This window comes from Fibrella forsythiae (assembly GCF_017353175.1).
Lineage (GTDB): Bacteria > Bacteroidota > Bacteroidia > Cytophagales > Spirosomataceae > Fibrella > Fibrella forsythiae.
In genome coordinates this window covers 172258-190587 of the sequence record NZ_JAFMYW010000011.1, presented here as the reverse complement: position 1 = coordinate 190587, position 18330 = coordinate 172258, and the positions used below count along the sequence as shown (strand labels likewise).

General features: G+C 51.0%; 14 protein-coding genes. 13 read left to right on the top strand and 1 reads right to left on the bottom strand.

Features of this window, described 5'->3' with window-relative positions; genetic code table 11:
- Positions 1 to 49: 49 nt before the first annotated feature.
- Positions 50 to 1942, bottom strand: a complete 1893-nt coding sequence (locus tag J2I46_RS27840) for a DNA topoisomerase IV subunit B (protein ID WP_207332377.1) — start codon at positions 1940 to 1942, stop codon at positions 50 to 52.
- Between the two features lie 253 nt (positions 1943 to 2195).
- Here J2I46_RS27840 and J2I46_RS27835 point away from each other — a divergent pair, with 253 nt between their 5' ends.
- From J2I46_RS27835 to J2I46_RS27775, 13 genes are all read left to right on the top strand, one after another.
- A complete protein-coding gene (locus J2I46_RS27835; RefSeq protein WP_207332376.1) occupies positions 2196 to 4892 on the top strand; it encodes a polysaccharide biosynthesis/export family protein in 2697 nt (898 codons plus the stop codon).
- Positions 4893 to 4912: 20 nt separating this feature from the next.
- A complete protein-coding gene (locus J2I46_RS27830) occupies positions 4913 to 6016 on the top strand; it encodes a GumC domain-containing protein (RefSeq protein WP_207332375.1) in 1104 nt (367 codons plus the stop codon).
- Between the two features lie 3 nt (positions 6017 to 6019).
- Positions 6020 to 6850 (top strand): ABC transporter permease, encoded by an 831-nt coding sequence (locus tag J2I46_RS27825; RefSeq protein WP_207332374.1) that lies wholly within the window; start codon positions 6020 to 6022, stop codon positions 6848 to 6850.
- Positions 6851 to 6861: 11 nt separating this feature from the next.
- Positions 6862 to 8121 (top strand): ABC transporter ATP-binding protein, encoded by a 1260-nt coding sequence (locus J2I46_RS27820; protein WP_207332373.1) that lies wholly within the window; start codon positions 6862 to 6864, stop codon positions 8119 to 8121.
- Between the two features lie 81 nt (positions 8122 to 8202).
- Entirely contained in the window at positions 8203 to 9294 is a 1092-nt protein-coding gene (locus tag J2I46_RS27815) for a DegT/DnrJ/EryC1/StrS family aminotransferase (protein WP_207332372.1), read from the top strand.
- Position 9295: 1 nt separating this feature from the next.
- Entirely contained in the window at positions 9296 to 11410 is a 2115-nt protein-coding gene (locus tag J2I46_RS27810) for a protein O-mannosyl-transferase family (protein ID WP_207332371.1), read from the top strand.
- 97 nt (positions 11411 to 11507) lie between these two features.
- On the top strand, positions 11508 to 12230 hold the full coding sequence (locus J2I46_RS27805; RefSeq protein WP_207332370.1) for a WbqC family protein: 723 nt from the start codon (positions 11508 to 11510) through the stop codon (positions 12228 to 12230).
- 95 nt (positions 12231 to 12325) lie between these two features.
- Positions 12326 to 12979, top strand: a complete 654-nt coding sequence (locus J2I46_RS27800; RefSeq protein WP_207332369.1) for an acetyltransferase — start codon at positions 12326 to 12328, stop codon at positions 12977 to 12979.
- 95 nt (positions 12980 to 13074) lie between these two features.
- Positions 13075 to 14298, top strand: coding sequence for a glycosyltransferase family 4 protein (locus J2I46_RS27795; protein WP_207332368.1), 1224 nt, complete (start codon positions 13075 to 13077; stop codon positions 14296 to 14298).
- 64 nt (positions 14299 to 14362) lie between these two features.
- Positions 14363 to 15355, top strand: a complete 993-nt coding sequence (locus J2I46_RS27790) for a glycosyl transferase (RefSeq protein WP_207332367.1) — start codon at positions 14363 to 14365, stop codon at positions 15353 to 15355.
- 93 nt (positions 15356 to 15448) lie between these two features.
- Positions 15449 to 16261 carry a DUF5672 family protein gene (locus tag J2I46_RS27785; protein ID WP_310589092.1) on the top strand — a complete coding sequence of 271 codons (813 nt, stop codon included), beginning with the start codon at positions 15449 to 15451 and terminating at the stop codon, positions 16259 to 16261.
- Positions 16245 to 17276, top strand: a complete 1032-nt coding sequence (locus J2I46_RS27780) for a glycosyltransferase family 2 protein (protein WP_207332366.1) — start codon at positions 16245 to 16247, stop codon at positions 17274 to 17276. The genes J2I46_RS27785 and J2I46_RS27780 overlap by 17 nt, the downstream gene beginning before the upstream one ends.
- Positions 17276 to 18277 (top strand): hypothetical protein, encoded by a 1002-nt coding sequence (locus J2I46_RS27775; RefSeq protein WP_207332365.1) that lies wholly within the window; start codon positions 17276 to 17278, stop codon positions 18275 to 18277. Before J2I46_RS27780 ends, J2I46_RS27775 begins: the two co-directional genes overlap by 1 nt.
- The last annotated feature ends 53 nt before the right edge of the window (positions 18278 to 18330 follow it).

Here is an 18330-nt window from a genome sequence, read left to right as displayed (position 1 = left end):
ACCATTTGGTATTCAGCAGAGCCTCTTTCCTACTTCCCAATTTCTAATTCTACACTAGCGCAACATCTTCAACATCTTTTTCAACGCGGAGATTATCGATAATAAAGCGCTGGCGGTCGGGCGTGTTTTTTCCCATGTAGTAGCTAAGCAGTTTAGGTACCGACGCATCTTTCTCCATAATCACCGGCTCCAGACGCATATCTTCGCCAATAAACAGGCCGAACTCATCGGGCGATATTTCGCCGAGGCCCTTGAACCGCGTGATCTCGACTTTCTTGCCCCCTTTTGTCAGTTTATTCGTGGCTGTCTGCTTTTCTTCTTCCGAATAGCAATAGGCTGTCTCTTTGTGGTTTTTTGGATTACGTACCCGGAACAACGGCGTTTCCAGAATATACAGGTGGCCATTCCGCACCAGATCGGGGAAGAATTGCAGGAAGAACGTCAACATCAGCAGCCGAATGTGCATTCCATCCACATCGGCGTCGGTAGCAATCACAATGCGGCTGTAACGCAGCGTTTCCAGCCCTTCTTCAATGTCGAGCGCATGTTGAAGCAGGTTGAACTCTTCATTTTCGTACACGACCTTTTTGGTCAGGCCAAAGCAGTTCAGCGGTTTACCACGCAAACTAAACACGGCCTGTGTTTGTACGTTCCGGCTTTTGGTGATCGAACCACTGGCCGAGTCTCCTTCCGTAATGAACAGCGTTGTGTTCAGACGATCCTCCGATTTTAGATCGGGCAGATGCACCCGGCAGTCGCGCAGCTTTTTATTATGCAGGCTGGCTTTTTTAGCCCGTTCATTAGCCAGTTTCTTGATTCCTGCCAGTTCTTTCCGCTCCCGTTCCGACTGTTCGATCCGCCGTTTAAGCGCATCTTTCACCCCCGCATTCATATGCAGGAAGTTATCGAGCCGTTCTTTCAGGAAATCCATAACGAACGAACGCACCGATGGAGCGCTGTCATCGGGGGCCATATTCACAGAACCCAGTTTGGTTTTCGTTTGCGACTCAAAAACGGGCTCCTGCACCCGTATGCTGATGGCAGCGACAACACTCGCCCGGATATCGGCCGCGTCATAATCTTTACCGAAGTGATCGCGGATGGTTTTCACGAAGGCTTCCTTCAGGGCATTCTGGTGTGTACCGCCCTGAGTGGTGTATTGCCCGTTTACGAACGAGTGGTATTCTTCACCATACTGGCTGCCATGACTAACGGCCAGTTCAATGTCATTCCCTTTCAGGTGTATGATCGGGTACCGCAGATCGTCTTCCTTGTGCTTACTACGCAACAGATCGAGCAGCCCATTTTGCGAGATGAACTTCTGACCGTTGAAATTCATAACCAGCCCCGCATTCAGGTAACAGTAGTTCCAGAGCATATCTGAAACAAACTGCCCGCGGTAGTGGTAATTTTTAAATACGGTATCATCAGGTTCAAACACCGACAATGTACCGTTACGCTGATTCGTTACTTCTTCGCCCTGCCGTACCAGCACGCCGCGCTCAAATTCAGCCCAAACGGTTTTCCCTTCCCGAAACGACTGAATCCGAAAAAAACTTGACAGGGCATTTACTGCTTTCGTACCAACGCCATTCAATCCAACTGACTTTTGAAAAGCCCCTGAATCATATTTGCCGCCGGTATTTATTTTCGATACTACCTCAACTACTTTCCCGAGTGGAATACCCCGGCCGTAATCGCGAACCTCAATGCGATGATCGGTTACCTTGATATCGATAACCTTACCATTGCCCATTACGTGTTCATCGATGGAATTGTCGATCGTTTCTTTCAGGAGCACATAAATTCCATCATCGGCAGCGGCTCCATCGCCTAATTTACCAATGTACATACCCGGCCGTAGTCGGATATGCTCCCGCCAATCGAGCGAGCGGATACTATCTTCGTTGTACTGTACGGTTGGCTGCGTTTGTTCTGCCATAATGAACGAAATCGAGGGTTCTTCAAAAAACAGGCCGTAAACCGGTTTGCGGCCGTCTACAGCAAATTGGAAAAATTATACCCATGCTACCAAAGGGGTCCAGGCCTCCACTTGCTAGAAAACTATTTAGAATCCGGCAAAAGTTCGTTTACTTTGCCCGCTGATTGTGCTGAAATATCATAAAAACAAGAAACGTCGTTAACTAATTACCATCCAGCTAACCCCATTATGACGGGGTTGACATCTTAAAAATATGCAAAAATTGCCCAAATTCCAACATTCCCGGGTTTCTTTATTTGCCAGCCTTACCGACCAGTCTCTTCGTTCTACAACTCGCACAATCGCGCTTATCGGGTTATTTTTCGGATCGGTCACCACTGCTTCATCTCAGGTTGCTCCGGCAGCTGGCACTAGTGCACCCGTATCAACAGGCCGCCCGGGCGCTGCCGCTTCACAAGGAACTTCAGGTTCGCAAGGCACTATTCAGTTACCCGCCGGGGTCCAGGTGCCTGCAGGCACACGCTTGCCAAACGGCATGCAGGTTGGCCCCAACGGAACGGTCCAGACCGGAGGTCAGGTTCCGGGCCGCAACACGCAGCAGGGACGTACCTCACAACAGGGAGCGAATGTAAATCCGAATGGCACTACTGGCAACACGGGCCGTCAGCAGGCAGGTGATGCCCAGAATGGTAATGGTCAGGTAACGCTTGATGCCAACGGCCAGCCAATTCAGGGTGATGTTCCGCTCAACAGCAACGAGCAGGGTACAGAGAAAGAAGCCGAGGTGCTATCTGATCAGGAAGCACTCAAAGCGCAGGAACGGGCTACGGCCCGCCGGAAGTTATACGGCTATGAGTTGTTCAATAACCCGGCGTTAGCGTCAACGTTTCAGCCAAATATCAACATTGCTACTCCGGTCAATTACGTACTGGGTACCAGTGATCAGTTGGATATAAATATCTATGGTTATTCACAGGATGCGATCAAGCAGACTGTAACGCCGGAGGGAAATATCTACCTGCCGAGTGGAATCGGCCCTGTTCACGTAGCCGGCCTGACCATCGACGCGGCAAAAGCCCGAATCAGTGAGCGGCTCTCGAAGATCTACGTCGGTCTCAAGAGTAGCTCTTATGGACCAAAGAACACGTACCTGGAAGTTACGCTTGGCAACATACGCAGCATACGGGTATCGGTACTGGGTGAGGCTATCAAGCCAGGTACGTATACTGTCTCGTCGTTATCGTCAGCTATGAATGCGATCTACTCGTCGGGCGGTCCAAGCGAGTTAGGGTCATTCCGTAACATTCAGCTGATTCGTAACAACCGCGTTATAGCTACTATCGATTTATACGATTTGCTACTAACGGGTGTACTGCGGAACAACATTCGCCTGCAAGACAACGATAACATCAGAATTCCAGCTTACATATCGCACGTTGAGCTCCTGGGAACCACGCGCCGCAATAACATCTTTGAGATGCTGCCCGGCGAGACGATGGACAAGCTACTCTTCTACGGTGGCGGTTTCACGGCCAATGCCTATAAAAGCCGCATCAAAGTTACTCGTCTGACCAACCGCGAGCTGAAGGTAATCGATGTATTGGCCGACCAATATAAGTCATTCGTTATGCAGGATGGCGATATTGCTTCGGCCGAGCAGGTGTTGAACCGGTACGAAAACCAGGTTACCATCAGCGGCGCTATCTACCGTCCCGGTGTGTATTCGCTCGACCAGAACAAAACACTGAAAGAGTTGGTAACCAGCGCTGAAGGTCCACGAGGTGAAGCGCTGATGGGCCGGGTAAACGTCATTCGGACTCGTGAAGACATGACAACCGAAAATATCACGGTTGATCTGACCAAGATACTCAACGGAACTGACGCTGATTTGCCACTTCAGCGTGAAGACCAGGTTATTCTGAACTCTAAGTTTGAGTTGGCCGAATATGGTGATATCACCATTCAGGGAGAAGTGAACAGACCTGGTAGCATTGGGTACGTCTCGAACATGACGCTTGAAGATGCCTTAGTTAAAGTAGGGGGTCTGCGCGAATCGGCTGCGGTAGCACAAATAGAGGTTATACGGCGTAAGAAAGACGTTGATCCTACTTCGGCTACCGCTCAGATTGCCGAGGTTTCCCGCTTTAGCATTGACCGTAATTTGGAGCTAAGCAACGAAAGCAAGTTTTACTTACAGCCGTATGATCAGGTTGTCGTTCGTCGGTCGCCAAACTATCAAATTCAGACGTTCGCTACTGTAGAAGGTGAGGTAATCCTTCCAGGTCAGTACCCTATCAGAACGAAAGATCAGAAAGTCTCCGATTTGGTGGCTGGTGCCGGCGGATTGACACCTCAGGCTTATGTGAAAGGAGCTACCCTGGTTCGCCGGGTAAAACTTAGCCCTGAAGAACTGGATCAACGCCAGCGGTCGGTTAGCGAATTATCGGATGATGTAAACCGCAAATCAGCGGTTGAAATCGAAGCGGTTGACCCTGACAAGAAAGAGTCTATTGGTATCAACCTAGAGCGTATACTGGCCAATCCGGGCTCATCGGAAGATATTCTGCTTCAAGAGGATGATTTACTACGAATTCCGAAAAAACTGGAAACAGTTCGTATTCAGGGCGAAGTGTTGCTACCAACAACGGTGAAATACCGGTCTGGCCAAACGTTCCAGGATTACATTTCACAGTCAGGTGGCTTCACGGAGCGGTCGCAGCGCAAACGGGCATTTATCGTGTATGCCAATGGATCGGTTGACCGGACTCGCCGCTTTATGTTCTTCAACGTGTACCCTCGCGTTGAGCCAGGTGCCGAAGTTATCATTCCGGTGCGCAAGACCAACCCACTGACGCCTCAACAGGTGATCAGCACGGTGACTGGTATTGCCAGCGGATTGATAGGGCTCATTTCAACTCTCCTTGCTTTGTCGGTAATTACTAGCCGGTAAGTGATCAAACAGCGTAACGTATGAACACGCCAAATCAAATCAATTCGCAGGTGGGGTCGGCGAATCTCCCCCCCGACCAGCTTTCACCAAACGAGGTGATTGCCCGCGCAAAAAAGTTTCAGTACATAGCCAAGCGCAACTGGAAGATTGCCGTCGCTCTTATTATTATCAGTGGAGCTATTGGTTACTGGATTGATAAAAGCTCAACAAAGAAGACAGTCTATGTGGGCAAAATCGTCTTCAATCTGGGCGGAGGAAGCGGCAGTAGCCAAATGGCCGATTTAGGTGCACTGGCGAGTGCGTTCGGTCTTGGACAGGCAGCGCCGGAAGCGAACCTGTTCACTGGTGAAAACTTCATGTTATACACGAAGTCGGTGCCGGTCATTGAAAAAACACTGATGAAAACGGTGGTTATTAATAAAAAGCCAACCTTATTGGTGAATTATTACATCGAACACAGTGGCATTCTGGATAAAGAATGGGAGAAAAACGAACCACTTCGCCGATTCAGATTCAAACAGGCAAAGAAGCGGGAAGACTATAATGAGTTAGAGATTGCAGCGATGGCTGGCATTCATGGACGGCTTGTTGATGAGTTGTACATTAAGCCCCTGGAACGTAAGTCGTCGTTCATGGCACTTAATGCGGCTATGGAAAATGTAGCGCTGGCCAAAACCTTCGTTGAAACCCACATTGTCACTATCGAAGATGATTACCGGCTGAAGCAGACCAAGAAAACGCAGGAAATGCAGAAGTTTCTGGAGCACCGCGTTGATTCGTTATTTAGACGACTGAGTGGCACCGAAGATCAGTTGGCCAGTTATATCAACCAGAACCAGCAGGTGGTTGTGGCTGAGGGTCAGCTACGGCAAGCCCGCCTCAACCGTACGTCCGGCTTTCTGAATCAGCAGTACTACACGGCGGTTACCAGCCTGGATAACCTGAAGCTGTCATTAATTCGTGAACAACCACTGTTCACCATTATTGAGCCCGTTATTCTGCCGTTGTATAGCACAACGCCACCCAAAATAGCCATGCAGGCAGGTTTCGCTATCGGTCTGGTATTGAGCATTGTAATTATTTTTATCCGTGAAACGCTACGAAAGTCGGCGATGACCAATTAAGTAATGAGAATCCACGAGGTTACTATTCAGGCAGGTAGACCGGAACGGTATTACTGGCGGGATCTCTGGCAAAGCCGGGAACTGCTATACATACTATCTGTTCGTGACATATCTGTTCGATACAAGCAAACGGCATTAGGCGCTTCGTGGAGCCTGATTCGCCCGTTGGCCACTATGCTGGTGATGGCATTCGTTTTCAGCGTAGTGGCCAAGCTCAGGCCAGATCCGGGCGTGCCGTATTCGTTGATGGTGCTGGCGGGCATTACTATCTGGACGTTTTTTTCCAATGCATTTACGCAGATCAGTTCAAGCATTACCTCCAACGCTAATCTGGTCACGAAAGTCTATTTCCCGCGCTTACTGATGCCGCTGAGCGCAGTAGCCGTCAGCCTGGTCGATTTTCTGATTGCACTGTTCTTATTCGTGGTTATTGCCATCGTCTACAAGTTCGTTCCAGACTGGCATATTCTGCTGATGCCTTTATTTGTTGCGCTGGCCTTGTTAGCCGCCTTCGCTTTCGGACTGTTTTTTGCGGTTATCAATGTTCGTTTTCGAGACGTTGCTCAGCTAATTCCATTCCTGGTTCAGGTAGGTTTTTATGCTTGTCCAATTGCTTACAGCAGTGCGCAGGTGTCAGGTACGTGGTATGAAAAATACTATATCATGAACCCGATGGTAGGCATTATCGATGGGTTCCGCTGGTCACTACTTGGAGGCAGAACGCACCTTAATCCACAGAGTTTAGTATATTCGGTAGCTATTAGTCTAGTCTGCCTACTTTTATCAGTCATCTTTTTTCGTAAACGGGAAAGTACTTTCGTCGACGACATTTAACTGTCAACGTCATGTCCGTCATCACGGTAGAAAACATAAGTAAACATTACATCATTGACCATAAGCGGGGCAAAGGCACAAACAGCCTGCGCGACGCTATTACTGGTACAGTAAAAGGGTGGTTTGGTTCTTCTGAAGCAACTGACGATGTAACGCATGAAGAGTTCTGGGCCTTACGTGATGTAAATTTCACCGTTGAACAAGGTGATCGGGTCGGCATAGTTGGTCATAACGGTGCCGGTAAGTCTACCCTCCTGAAAATCCTGAGTAAAATTGTTGAGCCCACCAGTGGCTCCGTTCGTATCAAAGGTCGCGTGGCCAGCCTGCTCGAAGTAGGCACAGGGTTTCATCCGGAGCTGACCGGTCGCGAGAACATCTACCTGAATGGTTCACTGCTGGGTATGCGGCGCGATGAAATCAGAAAAGCATTCGACGAAATTGTTTCCTTCGCCGGTGTTGAGCGGTTCCTGGATACACCTGTCAAGCGGTATTCGTCGGGAATGTACGTTCGTCTGGGCTTTGCCATCTCAGCCCACTTGAATCCGGAGATCATGATCGTGGATGAGGTGCTGGCCGTTGGCGATGCTGATTTTCAGAAGAAGAGCCTTGGCAAAATGCGCGATAGTTCAGCGAGTGGCCGTACGATCCTGTTCGTTAGCCATAACCTGACAGCCGTTCAGGCATTATGCAACAAAACGCTCTATTTTGAGAAAGGCCAGTTGCTTGAGCAGGGTGAAACCAACCAGGTAGTGGCCTCCTATCTGAGCAAAGTATCTCGCACCCGCTTACGTCGTGAGTGGGATACGCCCGAAGAAGCGCCTGGCAATGACCTGGTCAGAGTGCACCGTATGGAACTGATCCCGGACTACCCGGCCGGCACAACCCATATCGACGTTAGAACGCCTATGCGGGTTAAGTTCGAGTTCTGGAGTATGATGGACCGCGCTAACTTGAATTTAAGTCTGCACCTGTACTCGTTGACTGGCGAATGCATCTTCAATGTTGGCAGCGAATCAACCGCATACGGTAAGGGGCTGATTCAGGGGGAGTGTACCATTCCGGGTTATTTCCTGAATGATGGCACGTACACCATTTCAGTGATGATCGTCAAGGACACCGTCACACCCCTTTATAACATGGAAGAAGGTATCACCTTCGATGTTGAAGACTTTCGCGAGGGAGTAGCCTGGTATGGCAAATGGCCTGGGTACGTTCGGCCTCAATTCCCCTTCCGCGTGCAGGCACTGGAGCCGATCATTGACGTACGGTAAGCATTTTACGCAGATTGCGCCGTACTTTTGACGGCGATACGGGTCGTATATCAATGGCCTGTCTCTAGCCGCCCAATGCCGATGATCAATGTCACGAAATCTTACTTACCTGATCTTGCCGAGTATACACGCCTCCTGGAAGGTGTTTGGGAACGAGTTCATTTAACCAACAACGGTCCGCTGGTTCGGCGGCTGGAGGCCGAAATGCGGACGTATCTCGGCGTTCAGAATCTGCAGTTTTCCACAAATGGCACCATCGTTATTCAGTTGGCCCTGAAAGCGCTGAACATTACCAAAGAGGTCATTACCACGCCATTCTCATATTGCGCCACCACCAACGTGCTCCTTTGGGAAGGATGCACACCTGTTTTCGCTGATATCCGGGCCGATGATTTCTGCATCGATGCCGATCTGATAGAACCCCTCATTACGGAGAATACCGAAGCAATTCTGGCCACACACGTATATGGAAACGCCTGTAGGATTGAGCAGATTGAGGCGCTGGCACAGAAGTATAATCTCAAAGTGATTTACGATGGAGCCCATGCCTTTGGTGCCGAGTATAACGGAAGGGCAGTGCTCGACTATGGTGATGTCAGCACGTGTAGTTTCCACGCCACCAAAGTATTTCACACGGTAGAAGGAGGTTGCCTGATCGCACACAATAGCGAGCTGGCAGCGAAGTTGCAACATTACGGCACCTTTGGCCATCATGGCGACGAGTATTACAGCATGGGAATCAATGCTAAAAACTCAGAGTTTCACGCAGCCATGGGGTTATGTGTGCTGCCTAAGGTAGACGCCCTGATTGAAGCCCGAAAAACTATTTCAGAGCAGTACAACAGCCTGCTCGATTTTTCGCGCATTAGCCGTCCTGTCCTTTCGCCGGGAATGACGCGCTACAACTACGCCTATTATCCGATCGTGCTATCATCTGAGCAGGCATTGCTGAACGTAGTGGCCGCACTGGCACCCGAAGGTATCGTTCCGCGCCGCTATTTCTACCCGTCGCTGAACACGCTGCCGTTTGTAAAAAATGCCCAGTCCTGCCCTGTTTCCGAAGACATTGCCAGCCGGGTGCTTAGCCTGCCTTTATATCCGGGTCTGGCAGCAGCCGATGTAGAGACGATTTGCCAGGTTGTTAATGAGGCCATACTGGCTGAGGCAGTATAATATGATTATTTTTCTTCTGCTCTTCATTGCCTATACCGGCTGGTTATCAGCCGGTATCTCCCGCCCTTCACTGATTGAGTGGCTGTTGGTCTCATTCCTGATCTACACCAGTAGCATCATTCTTACTGGGTTTGTTCTTTCAGCCCTGTATCAGACCAACCACGAATGGGTGTGGGCCTTTGCCGTTTTCATCACCGCATCAGTAACTGGGTTTAGCTTACGAGCATTGGCCAATCAGCCCATTATCTATAGCCCCCTGGCTCTGGTTAGTGAGCGTTGGCGGTTGGTCAAGCAATGGTTTAGCGGTCTGCCAACGTACCTGAAACTCCTGTTTTCGGGCCTCTTCGTAACGTTGTTCGTTCTGACCATCACGAACCTGGCGATCGTTCTCTTTACTGTTCCGAACGAGTGGGATAGTATGACTGGCCACCTGAACCGGGTGGTCCAGTACATGCAGCGCGGTACTATGCGCCATTTTGGAGGCACCAACTGGAATATCGACACGTACCCCAAAAGTGTCTGTACGCTCCAGATATACGGCTACCTGATGACGGGTCGCTTCGAGAATGGCTTTAAACTCATTCATTATCTATCCTACTGGACTACGATTGTTGCGGTATTTGGTATTACCCAACGCATTAGCCAACTGAGAGGTCAGGCGGGGTCGGCCAATGCCCTGTCGGCTGGTTTTCTGGCGGCCCTCGGCATGAGCCTACTGCCTGATTTCCTGATGCAGGCCGTCACTACAGAGACCGACATTGTGCTGACCGCTTACCTGAGCGTGTTGCTGTATATGTTGTTTGCCTACCGCGCTTCTGAGAATACCTCAGAAACGACAACTCAAAATTCCCGTAGCTCGTGGCGAGACAATCGCTATCTGTATCTGGCGGGTATCGCATTTGGGGTTGCCTATGGCCATAAGGTCACGTTTACACTGCTGCTCCCATCGGTATTCGTCATTATGGTGTATACCGTGTTCTGGTCATCCTCCTTTGCCACAACCGCCGCCCGAACAGCGAAACTGGCAGCTTCTATTGCCATAGGTGTATGCCTCTGGATGCTGCCAACGGGCTATCTGAAGAACATCGAAGTATTTGGCCACCCGATTGGCCCGCCCACTGCCTTGCGCCACCAATCAATTGAGCGGGCAGGACCATTACGCAACCTGTTCGAGCAAGGTTCGCGAAACGTTATCCGATACACCTACGACCATATTAACCTGGACGGCCTGCGCAATACAGCCACTGGCGAAAGCATCAACCGAACCATGCGCAAGCCTGCCATCTGGCTTGAAGACAAACTTCACATGCGCCTTGATGAGGAAACTGACTTTTCCATCGTTCCCTTTACCTTCGAACGGAAGTTTGTCTTCTATAATGCCAACCCATACTGGGGTATCCTTGGTTTTGGCCTGATCATTCCATTGCTGGTACTGACGCTGCTGTTTGTGGTTCGCTCTACCCCACATGTTTACCTGGGAGTAGCCATTCTACTGCACCTGCTTGCCCTTTCCTACACCGCCCCCTATGACCCCTTCAAAGGTCGGTATTTCACTGAAACAGGCTTATTTGGCATTCTTTTCCTGCCACTCCTCTTCTTGGATTCACGCTTGAATCTGACTAATGCGGGTAAACCTGTGCTGAAAGGCTATGTGGCACTGGCAATGAGTATTGGTGCCGTATCAGCCCTGTGCTGCGTCTTCCTGAATATTCGTGCGCTTCCCTTTGCGTGGACTACCCCCGACGGGACTCGATTCCCCTCCGTATTTGAAGCCGATCGTATGCGGGTCATGACCGTGGGTCGGCCCGACACGTACCTGCCTTATAAACGCTTCGATGAACTGGTGCCCGATTCGGCTACCGTGGCCCTCGGCACCATTAACGACGATTATGAATACCCGTTATACGGTGCGCACCTGACCCGGCGATTAATTCCCGTCAATCCATTCGAGAAGGGTGTACAACCTATTCCGAAAGAAGCGACTTACCTCTTTTTCTCGAAAAACGTGATACCTCCCCGCCCCGGCGATATCAGGTTAGGTACTGATACGGCTGCTGCACATTCCCCGTATGTAGTGGTACCGGGAGAGGATTACTACCTTCGTAAGCTTAAATGAATCATACCGGATTGTAGACGCCAGACGCTGACCCGAACGGCATTCCTTTCTGGCAATTGCGCTTCTTCCGGCGTCTGAGATCCAACAACCATAGAACATGACCCTAGCTATTATGCAGCCGTATGTGCTGCCCTATATCGGCTACATACAACTGCTGAACGCCGTGGATACATTCGTATTCTACGACGATGTAGCGTTTATTAACCGGGGCTGGGTTAACCGGAACCGGCTGTTGGTCAATGGAAACGAGTATCTGTTCACCATTCCGCTGAAAGATGCGAGCCAGAACAAGTTGATTCGTGAAATCGAACTGGCCAATGACCCTAAATGGCGTGGTAAACTGTTAAAAACAATTGAACAGAGTTACCGCAAAGCCCCACAGTATGGTGTAATCATGCCCATGGCCGAGCGAATCATCAATTTCCAGGCCGATACCATTGCCGATTATATCTTTCATAGCTTCTCCGAATTGACAACCCACCTCGGCATCACTACCCGGTTAGTAGCTTCTTCGACCGTTTACGAAAACGGTCACCTGAAAGCACAGGAACGAATTGTCGATATTTGTCGGCAGGAAGGTGCCGAACGGTATATCAACCCAATTGGGGGTACAGAGTTGTATAGCCAGTCGGCGTTTGAACCAATCGGGTGCGAGTTGCGGTTCATTCAGCCCCGTCGGGTAACGTACCCACAAACCGGCGGCGGCGAATTTGTTCCCTGGTTGTCAATCGTAGACCTGCTGATGAATCTAGACGCAGAAACGATCCGCCCCCTGTTAACAGAATTTGACCTTACTACTAATGAGCGGATCAGTAATTGAGCGAACGCGTCGTAAATAGCAGAATCGTATTACAGCTATTTAGTCAAATCCAGCCATCCACTAATCCACTCAGTCACTAATCCGCTCATTCACCAATGGCTAACATCATCATTTTCGGGGTGCTTGATACGGCTGAACTAGCCCATTTCTACCTCACAAACGACTCTGAACACACGGTCGTAGCGTTCACCGTCGATCAGGAGTATCTGAAAGAATACACGTTCAAAGGGTTACCCGTTGTTGCTTTCGAAGACGTGGAGACGCTGTTTCCACCCGCCGATTACCAGTTCTTCGCACCAATGACCGGGCGAAATATGAATCGCAACCGCGAGAAAGTGTATCTGGCGGCCAAGGCAAAAGGGTATACCTTTATATCATACGTTAGCTCAAAGGCAACTACGTTTGGCAACCAGATTGGCGAAAACTGCTTTATTCTGGAAGACAACACCATTCAGCCTTTCACCACTATTGGCAACAATGTGGTGATGTGGAGTGGTAATCACATTGGCCATCATGGCCGCATCGACGATCACGTTTTTTTTACGTCTCACGTGGTTATGTCGGGGCATTGTCATATTCAGTCGTACTGCTTTTTCGGCGTGAACAGTACCATCCGTGATTACCTGACGGTGGCCGAAGGCACGCTGCTGGGTATGGCATCAGCCTTGTACAAGAATTCGGATCCGTGGGGAGTGTATATCGGCAATCCGCCTAAAAAACTACCCCAACCCAGCTACGATACCTATTAAGTAGCAGTTGCTCTCTTGCCAGACAGGCGTTAATTATAGCGCCAGGTCGGCGCATGAAGGTGCCTGACTATTGATGACCCCATGACGCGACGTACATGACAATACTCCTTATAGGTCACGACGCAAACCGGGCCGGTGCTCAGTTGGTGTTGCTTCAGTTAATGCAACAGCTGAAAGAAAACGGTTTCACACTCCATCTGCTCCTGGGCGACGGCGGGCCTTTACTGGCCGATTACCAACAGCTATCGACCGTTACCCTCTGGCCCCATTCTGAAAAATATGTAGTTGGCCAAACAGCCGACAAAATACTGGGCAAACTCGGCCTTTGGCAACAACTGGCCGACAAGCAGCAACTTCGCCAACGCAATGCATTGCATAGCGCATTACAACTCGATGCGCTTGACCTGGTTCTGGTCAACACCGTTACCAGCGGGCAGATGTTTCGGCAATTACCAATACGCAGCAACGTACCTGTACTGGCCTTCGTGCATGAACTGGCTATGTCGGTTCAGCAGTATACCAACCCCGACGACCTGCGGTATCTCCTTCAGCGAGCGACCCGTATTCTGGCGGTTTCCAGAGCTACGGCCCAGTATTATGAAACCGCCTGGCAGGTTTCGCCCAGCCGCATTACGCTGTTTACACACATTGATCTTCCTGCCATCCAACAGGCGCTGGATACGGCCAATCATCAGGCCGGATCGCTACCCGGGCTAGACGACCTTCCGGCCAATGCTCTTATTGTAGGTGGCTGTGGTAACGCTGAGTGGCGTAAAGGAACCGATTTGTTTGTCTCACTGGCCCGGCTATTTACCAACCTCACAAAAGGGGCCGGGCAACCCGCCGTTTACTTTGTCTGGGTTGGCCTGCCACCGGGACAGCTACACAACGACCTGGCACTCGACGCCGCCAAAGCAGGTCTTGGCGATAGGATACGATTTGTTGCCCCCACACCAGCCGTACTTCGGTATATGGCCAGGTTCGACCTGTTTTTACTGTGTTCGCGCGAAGATCCTTACCCACTGGTGATGCTGGAGGCAGGCTTGTCGGGGGTACCGGTGGTCTGCTTCAACGGAGCAGGCGGCGCGGCCGAATTGGTGGAGACCGACGGAGGCATAGCAGTACCTTACCTGGATTTGCTTTCAATGGCCCAGGCCGTTCAGCGGTTGGTCGTTGACGCTGATCTACGCCGGCAACTGGGAAAAGCACTTCGCCAAAAAATTCAGCAACGCCATAATCTGGCGCAAAGCACCAGTCAGTTTTTGGCGCTTGTCAGTTCGATTTCCACACAACCCGAACCACTACCACAGACAGAGTAGCTGGATTATACCGTTCGTTGGTCAGTAAACACCATCGCCTAACCAACAGCCAATAAATTTGATCATGACACTGGCATTTACTATTTGCTCTGTGAACTACCTCGCCCAGGCCCGTACGCTTGGCGACTCACTAAAGCAAACCAACCCCGACTGGCAGTTTGTGATTGGCTTGGTCGATGACCTGAAAGCGGCCAACCTGCCGGCTCACCTGCTCCCGGATTATCCGATGCTGGAGGTAGCCACGATCGGCATACCCGATTTTGCCGGTATGTGTTCCCGCTACGATATCACCGAGTTGAACACAGCGGTGAAACCCTTTTTCATCGACTATTTCTTCAACAGTGAATCTAACCCCGGGGCCGTCATCTATTTCGACCCCGACATCATTGTCTTTCAACCACTTACCCGATTAGCGGATAGTCTGAAAACAAGCAGTCTGGTCCTGACACCACACACGATTGCGCCCACCCCGGATTGGGAAACCCCGAATGAACAAAACCACCTGAACACGGGTATTTTCAACCTTGGTTTTATTGGCCTGCGTAATGACGCTACCGCCCGGCAATTTGTTGACTGGTGGAAACAGCGGCTCACCTACGAATGCCGGATTGACCTGTGCGAAGGCCTCTTCGTAGATCAGCACTGGGTTAATTTCGCGCCTGTTTACCACGATAACGTTCTGATTGAGAAGCACAAAGGGTACAACGTAGCCTACTGGAATATCCACGAACGCATTGTGGTAAAGCAGAACGATAACTGGTACATACAAAATCCAGAAGGCGGCGAACCCGTACTGCTGCAGTTTTTCCATTATAGTGGCTACGGGGTTCAGAAGCCCGATGCCATCTCGAAATACCAGACCCGCTATACGTTTGATCAACGACCTGATGTTCTACCACTTTTTCAACTCTATCACAATCAACTGATTAAAAACGGCAACGATGCCTATCGAACGTACCCGTGCGTATACATCAAGCCGGCGCAGGTACTCTATTACACCAGCATACGCCGTCTTATGAACATACCTGTTCAGAAGCTGACCCAATGGATTAGCTGAGCAAGCCGTCTGTCTGTACCTTTGTCTTACTACTGAAACAGACTTCATCAGCACGATCGAGTCTACTCCTGCAGGTAAATAACCCATCAATTCGTGAGCGTTTGTATTGTCATTCCGGTCTATAAAGCAACGCTAACTCCCTACGAAACCGTCGCGCTAACGCAATGCATGCGGGTATTGGGTCACTACCCCATCACATTCGTTAAGCCAGACTCACTCGACCTGACACCAATTTTACAGACGGTACCAGCTTCCGTTCAGACGCAGTCTTTTGGCAACGAGTACTTTACATCAGTATTAAGTTATAACCGGCTTATGCTGCTGCCCGCTTTTTATGAAGCCTTCGCGGCCTTTGAGTACATACTCATTTATCAGTTGGATGCCTTCGTTTTTCGCGACGAACTGGCCGACTGGTGCCAGCGTGGATACGACTATGTGGGCGCTCCCTGGCTACGCGACTGCGACTTTAGCAGCCCCTGGGCAGAGGCCTGGTTCAACGCCAAAAAACAGGTAGCCATCTGGATGGACCTTCGCAAAGAAGACAGGATTACACCCCGCGAAATTGTAACGCTCAACGGAGTTGGCAATGGTGGCCTCTCGTTGCGCCATGTCAACCATTCGCTACATACGTTGCGGCGGATGAAGTCGCGTTTGGCAAAGTATGAGGCTGTAACCATGCATCAGTTCAACGAAGATGTGTTCTGGGGCGTTGAAGTAAACCGGTACTGGCCTCATCTGAACGTACCTGACTTCCGTACGGCCATGCAGTTCTCCGTTGAATTCTATCCTGAACGAGCCATTTCCGTCTACAATAAGGGAAAGCTCCCCTTTGGCTGTCATGCCTGGGATATTCATGGTACCGATTTTTGGCGACCTATCTTTGCGCAGTATGGATACACCATCTGACCAGCGCCCTACCCTATCCGTAGCCCTATGTACTTACAATGGGGCAACGTACCTGCGCGAGCAATGGGCTAGTCTTCTGGCCCAGGAATGGCTTCCCGACGAAGTCGTGGTCAGCGATGACGGCTCAACGGATGGCACCATCGCCTTACTTCAGGAGCTAAGTCAGACAGCCCCATTTCGGGTAACCAGTCTGACCAATCACAAGCCGCTGGGTTATAACGGCAACTTCGAGAAAGCCATTGCGGCCTGCACTGGCGACCTTGTTTTTCTCTGCGATCAGGACGATGCCTGGTTGCCCCACAAAACACGCACGCTGGCCAGTTACCTGCTCAATAACCCACAACATGACGTTGTATTTGGCAATGCCACAGTAGCCGACGCCCACCTCACCCCCACCAACCGGCAGTTTTGGGATGTTGTTCGCTTCAGCAATCACGATCAACAGGCATGGCAGGCCGGTGAAGCCCTGCACGTATTGCTCAACGGAAACCGGGTTATGGGCTGCGCTATGGCGTTCAGACAGTCATTCAGGGCACGGGCACTGCCCATTCCGGCCAACGTACCCGGGGGCTATGTGTATGATGGCTGGCTGGCACTGGTGGCTGCGGCTACCAATCAGATCGGGTTTGTGGCTGAACCACTCCAGCTTTACCGAACTCATCCACACCAACAGATTGGCGTTCTCCCACCCGATGCTGGTCCGCCCGTACGGTTACGCGACCGCTTCAACCGGGATCGGCAACTAAAACTGGCGCCTTTCAAGCAGCAACAGGCCTGTTGGCAGACGTTGCTATCTATGCTCGTTGCACGCGTTGGTCCACAGGCAATTGAACTGCCACAACTTCAACATCGTATAAATCACGTGGCCATGCGGGCTGCGCTTCCCGACGCCCGGTTATTGCGTCTGTTGCCTGTGATGCAACATTTACTTACTGGACGTTATCACCGTTATGCCGACGCAGATGCGAATCGGCTTGCACCTTACGTAGCCGCCGCCGGCGATCTTTTAGAATAATGCTGCTTACCGTCTGTACCATCGCCCAATTACCTCAGGCATTAACGCTGGGGGCCAGTTTCACTCAGCATAATCCCGACCGCCAGTTTGTAATCGGTCTGGCCGACGATCCTGATCACCTGCCTGCCAACTGGTCTTCACCCTACCGGCTGTTAACCCTGGCAGACGCTGGTTGCTCGGCAAGCGATGTAGCTGCCCTATCGGCCCGATACACGCCCACGGAGTTTCGGACGGCCTGTAAAGCAGCCTTTATTCAGGTAGCCTACCAACAAACAGAGCCATCAGTATTGTTATACGCCGATCCGTCTGCGTTTGTTTACCACTCACTCAACGAGGTATTCGACCAGGTGGCCCGGCACAGCATTCTGCTGTGCCCACACTGGTTGCAGCCCCCCGCCGACAACCGACTGCCCGACGAAAAGCACCTGCAGAACGTTGGCCTATACAGCAGCGGCCTGATTGGTTTCGGGCCACACCCGGATACGAGCAAGATGTTAACCTGGTGGAAAAGCCGCACCGCAGATCGGGCCCACATCGATTTTTGCGCCGGTCAATGCCTGGATCAACTCTGGCTTATGCACGTACCTGCCCTTTTCGAGCAGGTGGGCATACTGAAACACGTCGGCCTGCAAGTGGCCCTGTGGAATGTACAGGAACGGCACCTGGCACTTGGTCAGGCGGGCTGGCAGGTCATCCAGAAAGCGACGCCCGTTCCGCTGCTTACGGCTGATTTCGCAGGCTTGCTATCGTCAACGGAAGGGCTCTTTCAACGCCAGAACCGGCTTAACATTGCCAAACGACCTGATGTGAGCACATTGGTAAGCATGTATCAGACCGCCCTCAAATCCCGGTTGCTTCCTGAACTAGGTGCCGTTCGTCCCGCCTACGGCCAGCAGCCGGAGCCTGTGCTACTGCGCGGCTGGCGATTCTCAATCGTAACGAAGCTGCATCGCCTGAGCACCTGGATCAGCAACGTACCTGTACGACCCATCCATCGCTGACAAGCAGCCTTGAAACTGATCGCCGATGCAGGGCGGGTAGATAGATATTCTAG